This is a genomic window from Pseudomonas sp. GW821-FHT07G06 (assembly GCF_058986625.1).
Genome location: NZ_JBYSVW010000003.1, coordinates 388267 through 407174, shown reverse-complemented (window position 1 = coordinate 407174; position 18908 = coordinate 388267). Strand labels below are relative to the sequence as shown.

Here is an 18908-nt window from a genome sequence, read left to right as displayed (position 1 = left end):
GGAGAACGATCATGGGTCGTCTTGCTTTGTTTCTACTCACTGCCTGCCTGAGCGTCACCGCCATGGGCGCCGAAGCCATCAAGGGCGAGCGCCAGGAAACCTTCGGCGACGTGACGGTGCACTACAACACGTTCAACTCCACCTACCTGACCCCGGACATTGCCAAGTCCGCCGAACTGATCCGCAGCAAGAACCAGGGCGTGATCAATATCTCGGTGCTCAAGGAAGGCAAGCCACTGATGGCCCAGGTGAGCGGTTCGGTCAAAGACCTGACCAGCCAGACGGTGCCACTGCAGTTCAAACAGATCACCGAACAAGGCGCGATCTACTACATTGCGCAATATCCGGTGGATCAACAGGAAGTCCGCACCTTCGACATCAAGGTGCAGACCGGCGATAAAATCAACACCATCAATTTCAACCAAGAGCTCTTCCCTGGCCAATGATCAACTTCACGCAACTCGTATTGGCCAGCCATAACGCCGGCAAACTCAAAGAACTCCAGGCCATGCTCGGCGAGTCGGTGCACCTGCGCTCGATCGGCGAGTTCAGCAGCGTCGAGCCTGAAGAAACCGGTCTGTCGTTCGTCGAGAACGCCATCCTCAAGGCCCGTAATGCCGCACGCATTTCCGGTTTGCCGGCGCTGGCCGACGATTCCGGGCTGGCGGTGGATTTCCTCGGCGGTGCGCCGGGTATCTACTCGGCGCGTTATGCCGACGGCAAGGGCGATGCGGCGAACAACGCCAAGCTCCTCGACGTGTTGAAAGACGTGCCTGAAGCCGAGCGTGGTGCGCAGTTCGTCTGCGTGCTGGCACTGGTACGTCACGCCGACGATCCGCTGCCGATCCTCTGCGAAGGTTTGTGGCACGGGCGAATCCTGACCCAGGCCAGCGGCGAACACGGTTTTGGCTACGACCCGCTGTTCTGGGTGCCGGAGCGCGATTGCTCCAGCGCCGAGTTGAGCCCGGCCGACAAGAACCAGATCAGCCACCGCGCCCGTGCAATGGATCTGCTGCGCCAGCGTCTGGGCTTGAAATGACCCGTGAATCATCCGCATCGCCGCTGATCTTCGGCGGCGATGCTTCATCGCCCCGGGCGGCACTGCCTGTGCTGCCGCCCCTGGCGCTGTACATCCACATCCCGTGGTGTGTGCGCAAATGCCCTTATTGCGACTTCAACTCCCACACCGCCAGCCCTGTGCTGCCGGAAGAAGAGTATGTCGACGCGTTGCTGGCCGATCTCGACCAGGACCTGCACGCCGTCTATGGCCGTGAATTGAGCTCGATCTTCTTTGGTGGCGGCACGCCGAGCCTGTTCAGTGCCGATTCCCTGGGTCGCTTGCTCAAAGGCGTCGAGCAGCGCATCCCCTTTGCCAGCGACATCGAAATCACGCTGGAAGCCAATCCGGGTACGTTCGAGCAAGACAAGTTCGTGGCGTACCGGAAACTGGGGATCAACCGCCTGTCGATCGGCATCCAGAGTTTCCAGCAGGAAAAACTCCAGGCTTTGGGCCGGATTCACAACGGCGACGAAGCCGTACGCGCCGCCGGCATGGCGCGGCAGGCCGGTTTCGATAACTTCAACCTGGACTTGATGCATGGCTTGCCGAATCAGTCCCTGGACGATGCCTTGGCCGACCTGCGCACAGCCATCGCCCTGAAACCGACACACCTGTCGTGGTATCAACTGACCCTGGAACCGAACACGGTGTTCTGGAACCAGCCGCCGACGCTGCCGGAAGACGACACGCTGTGGGACATTCAGGAAGCCGGGCAAGCGCTGCTGGCCGAACACGGTTACGCCCAGTACGAAGTCTCGGCCTATGCCCTGCCCGGACGTCCGGCGCGACACAACCTCAACTACTGGAGTTTTGGCGACTTCATCGGCATCGGTGCCGGTGCCCACGGCAAGCTCAGTCACCCGGACGGGCGCATTGTCCGCACCTGGAAAACCCGCCTGCCGAAGGATTACCTGAATCCGGCGAAAAGCTTCCGGGCCGGCGAGAAAGCGCTGGGCAACGATGAAATGCCGTTCGAATTCCTGATGAACGCGTTGCGCCTGACTGAAGGTGTCGAATCGCGGCTGTACCCTGAACGTACCGGCATGACCCTGGAAAGCCTTGCTGAAGGCCGCCGAGAAGCCGAACAAAGCGGCCTGTTGCAGGTCGAACCGTCACGCCTGGTAGCCACGATGCGCGGACAACTCTTCCTCAACGACTTGCTGCAGAAATTTCTGACATAAGGAAATCGAATGGATTTGGTACTCGACCTGCTTGCCACCGTGTCTCGCTGGAGCCGCAGCAATCTCTCGGAAATCGCCCTGGCCCTGGTGGGCTGCCTGCTGGTGCTGTTTGGTGCGGATTTCAAAGGCTGGGTCGAGCAGCGCCTGGGCAGCATCGCCGGCGCCTTGCGCGTGCCACTGATGGCCCTGCTGTGCATGATCGGCAGCGGTGCAGCGCTGATCTACGCCACGCCGTGGGTCGTACGCGGCTTGAGCCAATTCAACAACTACAGCCTGGCACCGGTGTTGTTGGTGGTGTTGGTACTCATCGGCGTAGTAGCCGACCGCCGCTGATCTCAGCCACATCCTAAAACAACTGTGGGAGCGAGCCTGCTCGCGAAAGCGGTGTGTCCGACAGCACTTCTGTCGACTGACACTCCCTCTTCGCGAGCAGGCTCGCTCCCACAGTTTGTATTGGGTGATGCTTAGGACTGCTTTTCGAACTTCAAATCCCACACGCCATGCCCAAGACGTTCGCCGCGGCGTTCGAACTTGGTGATCGGCCGCTCGGCCGGGCGCGGTACGCACTTGCCGTCTTCGGCCAGGTTGCGATAACCCGGGGCGACATTCATCACTTCCAGCATGTATTCGGCGTACGGTTCCCAGTCGGTGGCCATGTGCAGAATGCCGCCGACCTTCAACTTGCTGCGTACCAGCTCGGCGAAGGACGCCTGAACGATACGGCGCTTGTGGTGACGGCTCTTGTGCCACGGATCCGGGAAAAACAGCATCAGGCGATCAAGGCTGTTATCGGCCACGCAGCGGTTGAGCACTTCGATCGCATCGCAATCGTAGACCCGCAGGTTGGTCAGCCCCTGGGTCAACACGCCATTGAGCAGCGCCCCGACACCCGGACGGTGAACCTCGACGCCGATGAAGTCCTGGTCCGGTGCAGCCGCTGCCATTTCCAGCAGCGAATGGCCCATGCCGAAACCGATTTCCAGCGAGCGCGGTGCCGAGCGACCGAACACCTGGTCGAAGTCCACCGGCGCGTCGGCCAGCGGCAGCACGAACAGCGGCGCGCCCTGCTCCAGGCCGCGTTGCTGGCCTTCGGTCATGCGCCCGGCGCGCATCACGAAACTCTTGATGCGGCGGTGTTGGCGCTCGTCGCCTTCTTCCGTCTGGATTGGCGTGTCGTTCGATTCAGTCATCAATGGCTCTTACTTGATCAGACCATCCAGCGGCGAAGAGGCGCTGGCATAGAGTTTTTTCGGCATACGGCCGGCGAGGTAAGCCAGGCGGCCTGCGACGATCGCATGTTTCATGGCTTCAGCCATCATGACCGGCTGCTGGGCGTGGGCGATGGCCGAGTTCATCAGCACCGCATCACAACCCAGCTCCATGGCGATGGTGGCGTCGGAAGCGGTACCGACGCCGGCATCCACCAGCACCGGGATTTTGGCTTCTTCGAGGATGATCTGCAGATTGTACGGATTGCAGATACCCAGACCCGAACCGATCAGTCCGGCCAGTGGCATCACCGCGATGCAACCGATTTCCGCCAGTTGCCGGGCGATGATCGGGTCATCACTGGTGTAGACCATCACGTCGAAGCCTTCCTTGACCAGCGTTTCGGCAGCCTTGAGGGTTTCGATCACGTTGGGGAACAGGGTTTTCTGATCGGCCAGCACTTCCAGCTTCACCAGGTTGTGGCCGTCGAGCAGCTCACGGGCCAGGCGGCAGGTGCGCACGGCTTCGATGGCGTCGTAGCAACCGGCGGTGTTCGGCAGGAAGGTGTAGCGATCCGGCGACAGCACTTCGAGCAGGTTCGGCTCGCCCTCGATCTGACCAAGGTTGGTGCGACGTACGGCGAAGGTGACGATCTCGGCACCCGAGGCTTCGATGGCCAGGCGAGTTTCTTCCATGTCACGGTACTTGCCGGTACCGACCAGCAAACGCGACTGGTAAGTACGACCGGCCAGGACGAAAGGCTTGTCGCTGCGAACGATGCTCATGGGAAATCCTCTGTAGGGGTGAGGTACTTGCAGAATTCTGTGGCCACTCGGCCGAGACTACTAGCCGCCGCCGATGGCGTGCACCACTTCGACGTTGTCGCCGTCGTTCAACGTGGTGTCTGCATGCTGGCTGCGCGGGACGATATCCAGATTGAGTTCGACCGCCACCCGGCGCCCGGTCAGGTCCAGACGGGTCAGCAGGGCCGCAACGGTTTCACCGTCGGGCAGTTCAAAGGATTCGCCGTTCAACTGAATGCGCATGCCGGATGCCGCCATCATTTTTTGGGGCAGGCATTCTAGCCCGATCAGTCAGGCCGACCCAAGCCATTCGTCTTGAAATGCAATTCATGTAATTCGTGTAGGAGCTGCCGCAGGCTGCGATCTTTTGATCTTAAAAAACAAAAGGCAAAAGATCGCAGCCTGCGGCAGCTCCTACATGAGGTCATATCCCGGATCAGGTCAGGCGCCAGGCGGCGAGGCCCAGGCAGAACCAGCCGACCAGGAATGCCAGACCGCCGAAAGGCGTGATGATGCCAAGCTTGCTGATGCTGGTCAGCGTCAATACATACAGGCTGCCAGAGAACAGCAGGATACCGATGGCAAACGATGCGCCGGCCCAGGTGGCGAGTCGACCGGGAATCTGCGTGGCCAGCACTGCGACACCGAGCAACGCCAGGGCGTGCACCAGTTGATAGGTGACGCCGGTGTGGAAGATCGCCAGGTACTCGGCGCTCAGGCGGCTCTTCAGGCCATGGGCGGCAAAGGCCCCGAGGCCGACACCGGTGAAGCCGAAAAAAGCGGCCAGCATCAGAAAGCCACGCAGCATGCAGAACTCCAGTCAGTTTCGATCCAAAGGGTCTGTATAATGGCCCGCTCAACGGGTTCGGCCAAGCCATCTCTATGCTGCGTATCTATTTCCGTCATTTCTCCAAGGCCGTGCTCTGGTTCATGGGTGGCAGTGTATTGCTGGTGCTGATCTTTCGCGTGGTACCGCCTCCGGGGACGACGCTGATGGTCGAGCGCAAGATCGAATCCTGGTTTGACGGCGAACCCATCGACCTGCAACGGACCTGGAAACCCTGGGACGAGATCTCCGACGACCTGAAAGTCGCGGTGATTGCCGGCGAAGACCAGAAATTCCCGGAGCACTGGGGCTTCGATATCGGCGCGATTCAGGCGGCGTTTGCCCATAACGAGCGCGGCGGTTCGATCCGCGGCGCCAGCACCCTCAGCCAGCAAGTCTCGAAAAACCTGTTCCTGTGGTCTGGCCGCAGCTGGCTGCGCAAAGGCCTGGAAGCCTGGTTCACCGGACTGATCGAAGTGTTCTGGCCCAAGCAGCGGATTCTTGAGGTGTACCTGAATAGCGTTGAGTGGGATGACGGGGTGTTTGGCGCGGAGGCTGCGGCACGGCATCATTTTGGGACCAGCGCGAAAAACCTCAGCCGTCAGCAATCGAGCTTGCTGGCCGCCGTACTGCCAAACCCGCGGGTCTGGAGCGCAAGCCATCCGACTTCATACGTATCGCGGCGAGCGGGCTGGATTCGACAGCAGATGAGCCAGTTGGGCGGGGATAGCTATCTGGTGGGCCTGAACGATTCGCGTCGGGCGCCTTGGTCTCAATAACCGATCACAATTCTTCAGGCCCTGAAAACCACTGTGGGAGCGGGCTTGCCCGCGATGACGGCCTGACATTCAACTTATGTATTGAATGTTCGGACCTCATCGCGAGCAAGCTCGCTCCCACAGGATCACTGCTCGGTTTTTTTACTGCCTGCCCGCCAGTTACGCAGCGATCGACAACTTGAGCTTGTTCATCGCGCTCTTCTCGAGCTGACGAATACGCTCGGCCGACACGTTGTACTTCTGCGCCAGGTCATGCAGCGTGGCTTTTTCTTCCGCCAGCCAGCGCTGGTAGAGAATGTCACGGCTACGGTCGTCCAGCACTTCCAACGCTTCGTGCAGGTTGTGGCTGGAGTTGTCGCTCCAGTCGGCGTCCTCCAGTTGACGGGCCGGGTCGTACCGGTGGTCTTCCAGATAGTTGGCCGGCGACTGGAAAGCACTGTCGTCGTCCGCTTCGGCAGCCGGGTCGAAGGCCATGTCATGGCCGGTCAGGCGGCTTTCCATCTCGCGCACTTCCCGAGGCTCTACGCCCAGGCTTTCAGCGACGCGATGAACTTCCTCGTTATTCAACCAGGCCAGGCGTTTCTTCTGGCTGCGCAGGTTGAAGAACAGCTTGCGCTGGGCCTTGGTGGTCGCGACTTTCACGATGCGCCAGTTGCGCAAGATGAACTCGTGGATTTCCGCCTTGATCCAGTGCACGGCAAAGGACACCAGGCGCACGCCCATTTCCGGGTTGAAGCGCTTCACGGCCTTCATCAGGCCGACGTTGCCTTCCTGGATCAGGTCAGCCTGAGCCAGGCCGTAGCCGGAATAGCTACGGGCGATATGTACGACAAAACGCAGGTGGGCGAGCACCATCTGCCGAGCCGCCCCCAAATCCTGCTCATAATAGAGACTCTCGGCCAGTTCACGCTCCTGCTCCGGCGACAGCAATGGAATGCTGTTGACGGTGTGCACATAGGCCTCCAGGTTCGCACCCGGGACCAGAGCATATGCAGGTTGCAAAGAATTGGTCATACGAAAAAACCTCCGACTTACAAACTCGTGCAGTTCAGCACTGCGAAAATTGACCGGAAACCGAAAGACAAGTTCCCTAAAACCCAAAAACGCTGAAAGGTCAATACGAGCAAAATGATACTACTTAGGCGCAAGCTCCCTCAGGTGGCGTGCGACTGCAATCCATGCACCGATATACCCCAACAGCACCGCGCCAAGCAAGAGAGACAGACCGTCGGCAACTGGCACTCCAGCCAGCGCAAAATCACTGCCGTACAAACCAGCCAGCCCTACCACCGCGTCGTTCAGCCAATCAAGGCCGAACGCAAGCACGCCCCAGGACAGAATCCCCGCACCGAAGCCATACAGCGCCCCCATGTACAGGAAGGGCCTGCGAACATAGCTGTCAGTGCCGCCGACCAGTTTAATCACTTCTATCTCTGTGCGGCGGTTTTCAATATGAAGACGAATGGTATTGCCTATCACCAAAAGTAATGCAGAAACCAGAAGCACGGTCAGACCGAAGACAAAACGGTCACCCAGCTTGAGGATGGCTGCCAGACGCTCGACCCAGACTAAATCAAGTTGCGCCTGCTGTACCTTCGGCAGCTCGGATAGTTTTTGTCTTAATGCTTCAAGGGCCGGCTTGTCGACTTCAGTTGGCGTTACCAACACCACGCCTGGCAACGGGTTCTCCGGCAATTCCTTGAGCGCCTCGCCCAGCCCCGACTGTTGCTGGAACTCTTCCAGCGCCTGATCCCGGCCAACGTATTCGGCATCGGCGACGCCAGGCATGCCCTTGATCTGATCGCGCAGCGATTCGCCTTCGGCCGGTTTGGCCTCAAGGTCCAGATACAGGGAAATCTGCGCCGCGCGCTGCCAGGAACCACCCAGGCGCTCGACGTTACTTAGCAAAAGTGACAGCCCCATGGGCAAGCTCAGGGCCACCGCCATTACCATGCAGGTGAAAAAACTGCCGATGGGCTGCTTGCCCAGGCGGCGCAAGCTGTCGACCATGCTGGCGCGATGGCTTTCGATCCAGGCACGGAACAACGTGGCGAAGTCCGGCCCGTCATCATCGTCGTGTTTTTTCTTTTGCGGCTGCGGATCGGCGGCTTTCGGGGCCACGCGCTCGGAAACCTTGGGGCTACGTGTTGCACTCATACCGCGGCCTCCCCGTCACCGATCAATCGACCGCGTTGCAACGTCAGCATGCGGTGGCGCATGCGGGCGATCAGGGCCAGGTCGTGACTGGCGATCAGCACGCTGGTACCCAGGCGATTGATGTCTTCGAACACACCCATGATCTCGGCGGCCAGACGCGGGTCGAGGTTACCGGTCGGCTCATCCGCCAGCAGCAAGGCCGGGCGATGGACGATGGCACGGGCGATGCCGACGCGCTGCTGCTGACCGGTGGACAGGTCGCCCGGGTACAGGTCGGTTTTATCCGACAGCGCTACTCGCTCCAGTGCCGAGTCCACGCGCTTGGCGATCTCGGCCTTGGACAGCCCGAGGATCTGCAAAGGCAACGCGACGTTATTGAACACCGTGCGATCGAACAACAACTGGTGATTCTGGAACACCACGCCGATCTGCCGACGCAGGAAAGGAATCTGTGCGTTGCTGATGGTGCTCAGGTCTTGCCCGGCGAGCAGCAGCTTGCCGCTGGTCGGGCGCTCCATCGCCAGCAACAGGCGCAACAGCGTGGATTTACCGGCGCCGGAATGGCCGGTGACAAACAGAAACTCGCCACGACGGACTCGAAAGCTCAGCTCATGCAAGCCGACGTGACCGTTCGGGTAGCGCTTACCGACCTGTTCGAAACGAATCATGAACGCTCCCGCTCGGCAAACAATGCCTGGACAAAGGGTTCTGCTTCAAAGGTACGCAAATCGTCGATGCCTTCGCCGACGCCGATGTAGCGGATCGGCAGGCCGAATTGCTTGGCCAGGGCGAAAATCACCCCGCCTTTGGCGGTGCCGTCGAGCTTGGTCAGCGCCAGGCCGGTCAGTTCGACGGTCTGGTTGAATTGCTTGGCCTGATTGATGGCGTTCTGGCCGGTGCCGGCGTCAAGCACCAGGAGCACCTCGTGAGGTGCGTCGGCGTCGAGCTTGCCGATCACGCGGCGAACCTTTTTCAGTTCTTCCATCAGATTGTCTTTGGTGTGCAGGCGGCCGGCGGTGTCGGCGATCAGCACATCGATGCCGCGAGCCTTGGCGGCCTGCACGGCGTCGAAGATCACCGAGGCCGAGTCGGCACCAGTATGCTGGGCGATCACCGGGATCTTGTTGCGCTCGCCCCAGACCTGCAACTGCTCTACCGCAGCCGCGCGGAAGGTGTCGCCGGCGGCGAGCATGACTTTCTTGCCTTCCAGCTGCAGTTTCTTCGCCAGCTTGCCGATGGTGGTGGTCTTGCCAGCACCGTTGACGCCGACGACCAGAATCACGAACGGCTTGCTCTGCGAGGTGATTTTCAGCGGCTGCTCGACGGGCTTGAGCATGGCCGCCAGCTCGGCTTGCAGGGATTTGTACAGGGCATCGGCGTCGGCCAGTTCCTTGCGCGCAACCTTCTGCGTCAGACGCTGAATGATCACCGAGGTGGCTTCGACACCGACGTCGGCGGTCAGCAAACGGGTTTCGAGGTCCTCGAGCAGTTCGTCATCAATTACCTTTTTGCCCAGGAACAGGCTGGCCATGCCTTCGCCGATACTGGCGCTGGTCTTGGACAGGCCCTGCTTGAGGCGGGCGAAGAAACCGGCTTTGGTTTCTTCGGTGCGCACAGGTTCTACCGGGGTTTCGACGGGTGCCGCGATCGGCGCAGGAATCGGAGCAGGTGCCGGTGCTTGAGCAACTGTAGCAACCGGAGCAACTGGAGCAACTGGAGCAACTGGAGCAACTGGAGCAACGAATACCGGAACCTCTGGCTGGCTGACAACGGGAACAGGCTCGGCCACGACGACTGGTTCAACAATCGCTTCGACCACAGGCGCATGAACCGGTACAGGCGCAAACGCTGCCGGGGCCGGAATCGGCGGGGTCACATGGGGGGCCAGGTCATTTTCGACAAACGCCACGGGCTCTTCGGCTACCGGCAGGGTCAACCAGGGTTCGGCCGTCGGGGCCAGCGGCTGTTCGGTGACGATTTCGCTGACGGGTTCGGGAGCGGCTTCAACCTTGGGTTGCAGCAACGGCTCGGCAACCGGCAGAACAACCGGCGCGGGCGCTTCTTCTATTACCGGGACCGGCGTCGGCGCTGGCTCAGGAATGGCTTGTGGCTGTTCGACGACGGGTTCCTGCGGCTTTTTGCGCAGCCATCCGAACAGGCTTTTCTTCTCGCCAGCCGCAGCTGGGGTCTTCTTGTCGTCGTTGGAACCAAACATGGAGGACGGCTATCTCACGGTAGCGACGCGCCAATGGCGCCCCGGCAAATAAATAATCGATGCAGAACAGACTGTGTTTCACCCAGCTTGTTCACGCGCAACATTTTGTCGAGGTGCCAACGGCGCCTCAAAGGTCGACTAATACGAAGGACTGAAACGGCATCGTCGGCGAAAACGCAGAGTTTAGCTGACAAACTCAAAGTTTCTGCCGGTAACCCATACAACCCGCAGGCCAATCAAAGGCCTGATAGGCGTGGCCGCCAGTAAAACGGATCAGTATCCTAGCACCCTCTCGCCCGCTGACGCTAAGAACAAGCGGGCAGCCCCAAAGGTTTGAAAACGAATGAATGCTCTTGCCCGCCGCGCCGCAGGCCTGCTGCTCAGCACAGTTTGCCTGCCCCTTTCGGCCCTGGCTGCCGACCCGCAACCCACCCACGAATTCACTCTCGACAACGGCTTGAAGGTGGTCGTGCGCGAAGACCATCGTGCGCCTGTTGTGGTTTCCCAAGTCTGGTACAAGGTCGGCTCCAGCTACGAGACGCCGGGCAATACCGGCCTGTCCCACGCTCTGGAACACATGATGTTCAAGGGCAGCGAGAAGGTCGGCCCCGGTGAAGCCTCGCTGATCCTGCGCGACCTCGGCGCCGAAGAGAACGCTTTCACCAGCGACGACTTCACCGCCTACTACCAGGTGCTGGCCCGGGATCGCCTGGGCGTAGCCTTCGAACTGGAAGCCGACCGCATGGCCAACCTGCGCCTGCCGGCCGACGAGTTCGCCAAGGAAATCGAAGTCATCAAGGAAGAACGTCGGCTGCGCACCGACGACAAGCCGATGTCCAAGGCCTATGAGCGCTTCAAGGCCATGGCTTACCCGGCCAGCGGCTATCACACGCCGACCATCGGCTGGATGGCCGATCTTGAGCGGATGAAGGTCGAAGAACTGCGCAACTGGTACCAGACCTGGTACGTGCCGAACAACGCCACGCTGGTGGTGGTCGGCGACGTGACGCCGGACGAAGTCAAGGCGCTGGCCCAACGCTATTTCGGCCCGATCGCCAAGCGTGATGTGCCGGCCGCGAAAAAGCCGCTGGAACTGGCCGAACCGGGCGAGCGCCAGATCACCCTGCATGTGCAAACCCAGCTGCCCAGCCTGATGCTGGCCTTCAACGTGCCGAGCATTGCCACCGCCGAAGACAAGCGCCTGGTCAACGCCCTGCGCCTGATCTCGGCACTGCTCGATGGCGGCTACAGCGGGCGCATCCCGACGCAACTGGAGCGCGGAGAAGAACTGGTGTCCGGCGGCTCGTCGAGTTACGACGCCTACACCCGTGGCGACAGCCTGTTCACCCTGTCGGCATCGCCAAACTCGCAGAAACACAAGACCATCGCCCAGGCAGAAGCCGGATTGTGGAAGCTGCTCGACCAGTTGAAAACCACTGCGCCGACGGCCGAAGAACTCGAACGGGTTCGTGCACAAGTCATCGCCGGCCTGGTCTACGAGCGCGACTCGATCACCAGCCAGGCCACCGCCATCGGCCAACTGGAAACCGTCGGCCTGTCATGGCAGCTGATGGATACCGAACTGGCCGACCTGGAAAGCGTGACCCCGGAAGATGTCCAGAAAGCCGCCAAGCTGTATTTCACCCGCGAACGTCTCAGCGTCGCCCATGTACTGCCTCTGGAGACGACTCATGAGTGAGCGTAAACCCTCCCGCCTGGCCCTGATCGGGCTGATCGCTGCCGCCGTTATCGGCTCTGCCGCGTTCTATCTGTCGCGCTCCGGCGAAACCAGTGCCAGTGAAGCCCTGGACAAAGCCAAAGCCAGCCAGAAACTGCAATCGCTGACCGAACTCAACGGCAAGGCGCCGGACCACCGCAAGCTGGACGTGCAGACCTGGAACACGGCCGAAGGCACCAAGGTGTTGTTCGTCGAAGCCCATGAGCTGCCGATGTTCGACATGCGCCTGATTTTTGCCGCCGGCAGCAGCCAGGACGGCGATGCACCGGGCCTGGCGCTGTTAACCAACGCCATGCTCAACGAAGGCGTGGCCGGCAAGGACGTCGGCGCCATTGCCCAAGGCTTCGAAGGCCTGGGCGCCGATTTCGGCAACGGTGCTTACAAAGACATGGCAATCGCTTCACTGCGCAGCCTGAGTGCCAAGGACAAGCGCGAGCCGGCCCTGAAGCTGTTCGCCGAAGTCATCGGCAAGCCGACCTTCCCGGCCGACTCACTGCTGCGCATCAAGAACCAGATGCTCGCCGGTTTCGAATACCAGAAACAGAACCCCGGCAAACTGGCGAGCCTGGAACTGATGAGCCGCTTGTACGGTGATCACCCGTACGCGCATTCCAGCGACGGCACGGCGAAAAGCGTACCGGCGATCACCCAGGCACAACTGCGCGCTTTCCACGAGAAAGCCTACGCAGCGGGTAACGTGGTGATCGCGCTGGTCGGCGACCTGTCCCGCGCCGAAGCCGAAACGATTGCCGCACAGGTTTCCGCCGCCGTGCCCCAAGGTCCGGCGCTGCCAAAAATCGCGCAGCCGACAGAGCCGAAGGCGAGCATCGGCCACATAGAGTTCCCGTCCAAGCAAACCAACCTGATGCTCGCGCAGTTGGGCATCGATCGCGACGATCCGGACTACGCGGCGCTGTCCATGGGCAACCAGATTCTCGGTGGCGGCGGTTTCGGCACCCGGTTGATGAGCGAAGTGCGCGAGAAGCGTGGACTGACTTACGGCGTGTACTCGGGCTTCACCCCGATGCAGGTGCGCGGCCCGTTCATGATCAACCTGCAGACCCGCGCCGAGATGAGCGAAGGCACCCTGAAACTGGTGCAGGACGTCCTGGCCGACTACCTTGAAACCGGCCCGACCGAAAAGGAACTCGACGACGCCAAGCGCGAACTGGCCGGCAGTTTCCCGCTGTCCACCGCCAGCAACGCCGATATCGTCGGCCAACTGGGCGCCATCGGTTTCTACAACCTGCCGTTGAGCCACCTGGAAGAATTCATGCAGCAGTCCCAGGCCTTGACCGTCGAACAGGTCAAAGCCGCCATGAACAAACACCTGGGCACGGACAAAATGGTCATCGTCAGCGCTGGCCCGACCGTGCCGCAAAAGCCGTTACCGGCCCCTACTGATAAACCTTCCGAGCAGCCGCTCGGGGTTCCGGAGCATTAATGGCCAGTCCCAAGAAACCCGCCAAAAACGTCCATAACGGCGTGAACCAGCTGCGCATCATCGGTGGCGAATGGCGCAGCCGCAAACTGAGTTTCCCCGACGCCCCTGGCCTGCGCCCGACGCCGGACCGCGTGCGTGAAACCCTGTTCAACTGGCTCGCGCCGTACGTGCCGGGCGCCAAGGTGCTCGACCCGTTCACCGGCAGCGGCGCGTTGTTCCTCGAAGCCCTGTCCCGTGGCGCGGCCATGGGCCAGGCGCTGGACGCCAGCAGCATCGCGGTGTCCAGCCTGAAGGAGCACCTGGGCACCCTGCGGTGCACCAACGGCCAGGTCCAGACCGCCGATGCCCTGCGCTACCTGGAAACCCAGACCGCAACGGCCTACGACCTGGTGTTCCTCGACCCGCCGTTCAACCAGAACCTGCTGCCCGCCGTTTGCAAGTTGCTCGAAGAGCGCCAGTGGCTGGCCGAAGATGCCTGGGTGTACACCGAAAGCGAATCCGCGCCGTCGACCCTGGGCCTGCCTGAGAACTGGCGCCTGCACCGGGAACAGAAATCCGGGCGCGTCTACTACTCGTTATGGCAACGAAGCGCCTGACACTCCGTTGAGATGACGGCTACCGAGTCGATTGGGGAGTGCACTACATAGTTACCGCCTGACACCTTTCCAGATGATCCACAGTGGTTTGCGCAAATACCTGCAAACCACTGAGGATGTACACGGATGAACATCTCCTGCAGCACGCTGGTGCTGTCCCTTATCGCCTGGTTGCCGCTCATGGCTGCCGCGGCATCACCCCCTGCAACACAAGACTTCTTGCTGGATAACGGTCTCAAGGTCGTCGTGCGCGAGGACCACCGGTCCCCCATCGTCACCGTCCAACTCTGGATCAAGGTCGGCTCAAGCTACGAACCGCCCGGCCAGTCGGGCCTGTCCCACGCCCTCGAACACATGGTGTACAAGGGCAGCAGCAAAGCCTGCGCCGGAGAGTTCGCGGCGATTCTGGATAAACTTGGCGCCCGTGAAAACGCTTTGACGGACACTGACTACACAACCTTTTACCAGACTCTGCCTTCCGCCCGGACAGGCGTCGCTTTCGAAATACTGGCCGACCTGATGAGCACCGCCGAGCTGGATGCACAGGACTTCGCACCGGAACTCAAGGTCATTCAGGAAGAGCGGAGGATGCACGTTGATGATGAAATCACCGCGTCAGCTCACGAACGACTGAACAGCATCGCCTACCCGACCAGCGGCTACCGCACCTCGACGATTGGCTGGATGCACGACCTGCAACGAATGAACGCCGTTCAATTGCAGCAGTGGTATCAGGCCTGGTATGCGCCGGGGAATGCCACGCTGGTGGTCGTTGGCGATGTTGCGCCTGAGCGGATCAAGGCGCTGGCACAGCAGTACTTCGGCCACCTGCAGCGGCGTGCGACACCCATGACTCCCGCCCCCATTGAGTTGGCTAATGCCGGCGAGCGGTCATTGACCCTGCATGCACCGATATCGTCCCCGCGCCTCATCATGAGTTTCAACACACCCAGCCTGGCCACAGCTGAAAATCGCCGGAGCGCTCATGCCTTGCGCCTGCTCAATACGTTACTGGCCGGGTCCAACAGCGCGCGGATCAAACAGCAACTGCAACTGAGCGAGGCGATGTTTACCGAAGTCCAGGCAGAGTACGACGCCTTCAATCGTGGCGATTCGTTGCTCACCATCAGCACACAGCTCAACCCGGACAAGCTCAACGACCCTGACGAAGCCCTCGCCCGTGTCTGGCAAGTGATCGATTCACTGAAAAGCAAGGCACCGGAACCGGCAGAACTGGAGCGCGCGAAAAACATCCTGATCGCCGACACGGTCTATGCACAGGACGACCTGGAAGCGCAGGCCAGTGCCCTTGGCTTGCTGGAAAGCATCGGCCTCGACTGGCGGTTGGCCGATCAGGATACGGATGAGCTGAGCCAGGTCACCCCCAAGGACATTCAACACGCCGCAATCACTTACCTGACGCGTGAGCGCCTGAGTACCGCGAAGATTTTGCCGGAGAAAAACAATGGATAAGCTCAAAGGCCTCATCAACGGATTGATCATGGCGGGCATGCTGTTGAGTACTCAGGCCCATGCCGCTGCAACCACGGCACCCCAGAAGCCAGGGCTGCAATCACTCAATGAACCACAGACTCCGGCTATCCACCGCACGCTGTCGATCAAGGGCTACAAAACTCTCGGTGAAACGAAGATCCTGTTCATCCGCACCCCTGGCCTGCCGATGTTTGATGCCTTGGTGAGCTTTGCTGCCGGCAGTGCCCACACCCCCCATCAACCCGGCCTGGCAGCGGTGACCTTAAGCCTTTTGAATGAGGGCGTGGCTGGCAAGGACGTCAATGCCATACAGGCGACGTTCGATAATCTGGGTGCAAGGATGGACATGGGTATCGGTAAGGACCGGACCTGGTTTTCCCTGCGCAGCCTGAGTGACGAAACACGGCGCACTCCAGCCCTGGAACTGTTTGCCCAGGTACTCGGCAAGCCGCTGTTGCCGGAGGCATCCCTGCCTGCGGTGAAATCCCAACTGCAGTACTTTCTGGACCTCGAGGATCAGTCCCATGCCGCTCAAGCCCGAGAAGCCAATCTCGGCCAGATGTTCCTCGACCACGGCTACGCTCAGTCCCTCTACGGAACCCGGGCCGGGCTTGCCTCCATCACCCGCACTCAGGCGCAAGACTTTCATCGCGAGGCTTATGCCGCAGGCAATGCCCAGATCACACTGGTCGGCGACCTCACCGAGGAAGAAGCCCAGCGCATCGGTGCGCAGATATCCGCAGCCTTGCCCCTGGGGCCGGCCACTGCCGCTATCCAGCCAGTGACAAGTCCAACGGCCCCGGGTCTACTGCGCGTTGAGCGACCATCGGCCCAGGCTTACCTGCGCCTTGCCCAGCCAAGTGTCCTGCGCAGCAGTCCGGACTACGACGCGCTGCAGATGGCCATGCGGGTTTTCACCAACCGACTGAGCAATGAACTCCGTCAACGCCGAGGCCTGACCTACCACGTTGAAGCCGATCTCTCAGCCCTTCAGGCACAAGGGTTGCTGACCATTAAATTGCAGACCCCACCGGAGCAGGTCGATGCCGTGCTGGCCCATATCAAGACGATGTTCAGCGACTTCCTCGCCCAAGGGCCGACCCAAGAGGAGCTTGACGACAGCCAGCAGCAACTGGCCGGTAGCGCACCGTTGAAAAGCGCTACCAATGCGCAGATTCTGAGCCAGTTGTACGCCATCAGTGCCAACAATCTGCCGCTGGACCTCGACTTCTCCACGCAAGCCGCCTTGAAGCTGAGCCTCGCATCCATCAAAACCGCGCTCAACCGGCATTACCACGCCGACCAATGGCGCGTTGTCATTCTGGGGCCGAAGGCAGATCAACAACCGCTACCCGCTCCAACCGAAAGCGCAACCAACGCCATGTGTCGCGCACCTGACGAGATTGTGGCAAGTTAGTTACCCCCCGAGGACGCGGTCGCGGCACTGTCCCGCCGCGCCTTCGGGCAGCCCCATGAGCACTTTCTCCGAGAATCGCTGTGCACCCGCACCCCGCAATGGCCCAATCACCGTTCACCCCAGCCTTCGGCCTCGGCAATCCGCACTTGCAAACCTTGTGGGGGCCGCTGTGGCGTAAAACCGTGCACATCGGCCGCGAACGCGAACGCCTGTGGCTTGAAGATGGCGACTTTCTCGATCTGGACTGGCACGGTCCGCACAGCGCCGACGCGCCTTTGGTGCTGGTACTGCACGGGCTTACCGGGTCCTCGAATTCACCTTATGTCGCTGGCCTGCAAAAAGCCCTGGGTCACCGGGGCTGGGCCAGCGTCGCGCTGAACTGGCGCGGTTGCTCGGGCGAACCCAATCTGCTGCCACGCAGTTACCATTCCGGTGCCAGTGAAGACCTGGCCGAAGCGATCAAACACTTGCGGGCCAAACGACCTCTCGCCCCCCTGTATGCGGTGGGTTACTCCCTGGGGGGCAATGTCCTGCTCAAGCACCTGGGCGAAACCGGCAGCGACAGCGGCGTGACGGCTGCCGTGGCGGTATCGGTGCCGTTCCGCCTGGACCAGTGCGCCGACCGCATCGGCCAGGGTTTCTCCAAGGTTTACCAGGCACATTTCATGCGCGAGATGGTCGCCTACATCAAGAACAAACAGCGACAGTTCCAGCACGACGGGCGCGAGGATGGACTGGCCGCATTGGCTGCGCTCGGCTCGCTGGAAAACATGCGTACGTTCTGGGATTTCGATGGCCGGGTTACCGCACCGCTGAACGGTTTTGTCGATGCCGAGGACTATTATCGCCGCGCCTCGAGCCGCTACTTCCTCGGCGAGATTCGTACACCGACCTTGATGATTCAGGCCGCCGACGATCCCTTCGTGTTTCCCCACAGCCTGCCGCACGCCGATGAGTTGTCCGCATCCACGCAATTCGAGCTGCAAGCCAAGGGCGGGCATGTCGGCTTCGTCGACGGCACGCTCAGGCAACCGGGTTACTACCTTGAACGGCGCATCCCCGCGTGGCTGGCCGCCGCAGGGCGCGCTTGAATCATGGACGCTGAACAGGGCGAGTCAATCCACTTCTGGCAAACCCCGCCCCTGGCCGGGGTCGAGTTATTGTCCGCCCGCTACATCGATCATCGTTTCGCCCCGCATGTGCATGACGGCTATGTGATCGGCATGATCATGGCCGGCGCCCAGCGTTATCGCTATCGCGGTGCCGAACACCTCGCGGGCAGCGGCACGCTGGTGCTGATCAACCCCGATGAATTGCACACCGGCCACAAAGGCACCGAGGATGGCTGGCTTTACCGGGCGTTTTATCCGGACAGCGGGCAGATAACCTCGCTGCTGGCCGAACTCGAACTGCCGACCCACCACCTGCCGTCCTTCGGCGCCACACTGTATCGCGACCAGGATCTGGTGAACGGCTTCTGCCAACTCCATCGCTTGCTGGAAAGCCCTGCCACCGCCTTGCAGCAACAAACAGTCTGGCGCGAACTGGTGCTGTCGCTGTTGCAGCGTCACGCGGCGGTGCCCGAGGCCGGTAAACCCGGCAAGGAACACCGGGCCGTGAGCCTGGCCAAGGAATTGCTGCACGCGCAACTGGCAGCGCCGCCCTCACTGGAGACGCTGGCGGCGGCGGTCAACCTCTCGCCCTTCCATTTCGCCCGGGTATTCCGCCGGGCCACCGGCATGCCGCCGCACACCTGGCTGATGCAACAGCGCATCGCCCGGGCGCGGACATTGCTGCAGAGTGGCTGTCTGCCGCTGGAAGTCGCCATGCAACTGGGGTTTGCCGACCAGAGCCACCTGAGTCGGCAGTTCAAGCAGGTGTATGGGGTTGGACCGGGGGCGTATCGCACAGCTCGGCTTTAAAACAAAAAGATCGCAGCCTTCGGCAGCTCCTACATGGTACGAGTACATCTGTAGGAGCTGCCGAAGG

General features: G+C 61.0%; 20 protein-coding genes. 12 read left to right on the top strand and 8 right to left on the bottom strand.

The window, feature by feature from the left end; translation table 11 throughout:
• The first annotated feature begins 11 nt into the window (after positions 1-11).
• The 4 genes from AC3WJW_RS08525 to AC3WJW_RS08510 are packed head-to-tail and all read left to right on the top strand — an operon-like array spanning position 12 to position 2574.
• Entirely contained in the window at positions 12-446 is a 435-nt protein-coding gene (locus tag AC3WJW_RS08525; protein WP_007975397.1) for a DUF4426 domain-containing protein, read from the top strand.
• A complete protein-coding gene (gene rdgB / locus AC3WJW_RS08520) occupies positions 443-1039 on the top strand; it encodes an RdgB/HAM1 family non-canonical purine NTP pyrophosphatase (RefSeq protein ID WP_007975395.1) in 597 nt (198 codons plus the stop codon). The genes AC3WJW_RS08525 and rdgB overlap by 4 nt, the downstream gene beginning before the upstream one ends.
• Positions 1036-2241, top strand: coding sequence for a radical SAM family heme chaperone HemW (gene hemW, locus AC3WJW_RS08515; protein WP_007975394.1), 1206 nt, complete (start codon positions 1036-1038; stop codon positions 2239-2241). Before rdgB ends, hemW begins: the two co-directional genes overlap by 4 nt.
• Positions 2242-2250: 9 nt before the next feature.
• Positions 2251-2574 (top strand): DUF3392 domain-containing protein, encoded by a 324-nt coding sequence (locus AC3WJW_RS08510; protein ID WP_007975393.1) that lies wholly within the window; start codon positions 2251-2253, stop codon positions 2572-2574.
• Between the two features lie 131 nt (positions 2575-2705).
• Here AC3WJW_RS08510 and trmB read toward each other — a convergent pair whose 3' ends face one another.
• From trmB to AC3WJW_RS08490, 4 genes are all read right to left on the bottom strand, one after another.
• Positions 2706-3431, bottom strand: coding sequence for a tRNA (guanosine(46)-N7)-methyltransferase TrmB (gene trmB, locus AC3WJW_RS08505; protein WP_085716366.1), 726 nt, complete (start codon positions 3429-3431; stop codon positions 2706-2708).
• Between the two features lie 9 nt (positions 3432-3440).
• Complete coding sequence (locus AC3WJW_RS08500) at positions 3441-4235, bottom strand: thiazole synthase (RefSeq protein WP_007975390.1); 795 nt, start codon at positions 4233-4235, stop codon at positions 3441-3443.
• 60 nt (positions 4236-4295) lie between these two features.
• On the bottom strand, positions 4296-4496 hold the full coding sequence (thiS, locus tag AC3WJW_RS08495) for a sulfur carrier protein ThiS (RefSeq protein ID WP_007953386.1): 201 nt from the start codon (positions 4494-4496) through the stop codon (positions 4296-4298).
• A 193-nt stretch (positions 4497-4689) separates the two neighbouring features.
• A complete protein-coding gene (locus AC3WJW_RS08490) occupies positions 4690-5061 on the bottom strand; it encodes a DUF423 domain-containing protein (protein ID WP_493725724.1) in 372 nt (123 codons plus the stop codon).
• A 74-nt stretch (positions 5062-5135) separates the two neighbouring features.
• On the opposite strand from AC3WJW_RS08490, the gene mtgA reads away from it, so the two are divergent.
• Complete coding sequence (gene mtgA / locus AC3WJW_RS08485; RefSeq protein WP_126048094.1) at positions 5136-5858, top strand: monofunctional biosynthetic peptidoglycan transglycosylase; 723 nt, start codon at positions 5136-5138, stop codon at positions 5856-5858.
• A 159-nt stretch (positions 5859-6017) separates the two neighbouring features.
• On the opposite strand, the gene rpoH is transcribed toward mtgA, so the two are convergent.
• The 4 genes from rpoH to ftsY form a co-directional block, all read right to left on the bottom strand.
• Complete coding sequence (gene rpoH, locus AC3WJW_RS08480) at positions 6018-6872, bottom strand: RNA polymerase sigma factor RpoH (RefSeq protein ID WP_493725723.1); 855 nt, start codon at positions 6870-6872, stop codon at positions 6018-6020.
• 120 nt (positions 6873-6992) lie between these two features.
• Positions 6993-8015: a permease-like cell division protein FtsX gene (gene ftsX / locus AC3WJW_RS08475; protein ID WP_095964214.1), complete on the bottom strand. Its 1023-nt coding sequence runs from the start codon at positions 8013-8015 to the stop codon at positions 6993-6995.
• Positions 8012-8683, bottom strand: a complete 672-nt coding sequence (ftsE, locus tag AC3WJW_RS08470; RefSeq protein WP_007975383.1) for a cell division ATP-binding protein FtsE — start codon at positions 8681-8683, stop codon at positions 8012-8014. The genes ftsX and ftsE overlap by 4 nt, the downstream gene beginning before the upstream one ends.
• Positions 8680-10230, bottom strand: a complete 1551-nt coding sequence (ftsY, locus tag AC3WJW_RS08465) for a signal recognition particle-docking protein FtsY (RefSeq protein ID WP_493725722.1) — start codon at positions 10228-10230, stop codon at positions 8680-8682. The genes ftsE and ftsY overlap by 4 nt, the downstream gene beginning before the upstream one ends.
• Before the next feature lie 343 nt (positions 10231-10573).
• Here ftsY and AC3WJW_RS08460 point away from each other — a divergent pair, with 343 nt between their 5' ends.
• The 7 genes from AC3WJW_RS08460 to AC3WJW_RS08430 all read left to right on the top strand — a co-directional run bounded on the left by AC3WJW_RS08460 (position 10574) and on the right by AC3WJW_RS08430 (position 18841).
• Positions 10574-11929: a M16 family metallopeptidase gene (locus AC3WJW_RS08460; protein ID WP_493725721.1), complete on the top strand. Its 1356-nt coding sequence runs from the start codon at positions 10574-10576 to the stop codon at positions 11927-11929.
• On the top strand, positions 11922-13412 hold the full coding sequence (locus AC3WJW_RS08455) for a M16 family metallopeptidase (protein WP_493725720.1): 1491 nt from the start codon (positions 11922-11924) through the stop codon (positions 13410-13412). The genes AC3WJW_RS08460 and AC3WJW_RS08455 overlap by 8 nt, the downstream gene beginning before the upstream one ends.
• Positions 13412-14008, top strand: coding sequence for a 16S rRNA (guanine(966)-N(2))-methyltransferase RsmD (gene rsmD / locus AC3WJW_RS08450; RefSeq protein WP_104450149.1), 597 nt, complete (start codon positions 13412-13414; stop codon positions 14006-14008). Before AC3WJW_RS08455 ends, rsmD begins: the two co-directional genes overlap by 1 nt.
• 126 nt (positions 14009-14134) lie before the next feature.
• Positions 14135-15481, top strand: coding sequence for a M16 family metallopeptidase (locus AC3WJW_RS08445; RefSeq protein WP_493725719.1), 1347 nt, complete (start codon positions 14135-14137; stop codon positions 15479-15481).
• Entirely contained in the window at positions 15474-16919 is a 1446-nt protein-coding gene (locus AC3WJW_RS08440; protein ID WP_493725718.1) for a M16 family metallopeptidase, read from the top strand. The genes AC3WJW_RS08445 and AC3WJW_RS08440 overlap by 8 nt, the downstream gene beginning before the upstream one ends.
• Before the next feature lie 98 nt (positions 16920-17017).
• On the top strand, positions 17018-18010 hold the full coding sequence (locus AC3WJW_RS08435) for a hydrolase (RefSeq protein ID WP_493725717.1): 993 nt from the start codon (positions 17018-17020) through the stop codon (positions 18008-18010).
• Between the two features lie 3 nt (positions 18011-18013).
• Positions 18014-18841, top strand: coding sequence for an AraC family ligand binding domain-containing protein (locus AC3WJW_RS08430; RefSeq protein WP_493725716.1), 828 nt, complete (start codon positions 18014-18016; stop codon positions 18839-18841).
• Positions 18842-18908: the final 67 nt, after the last annotated feature.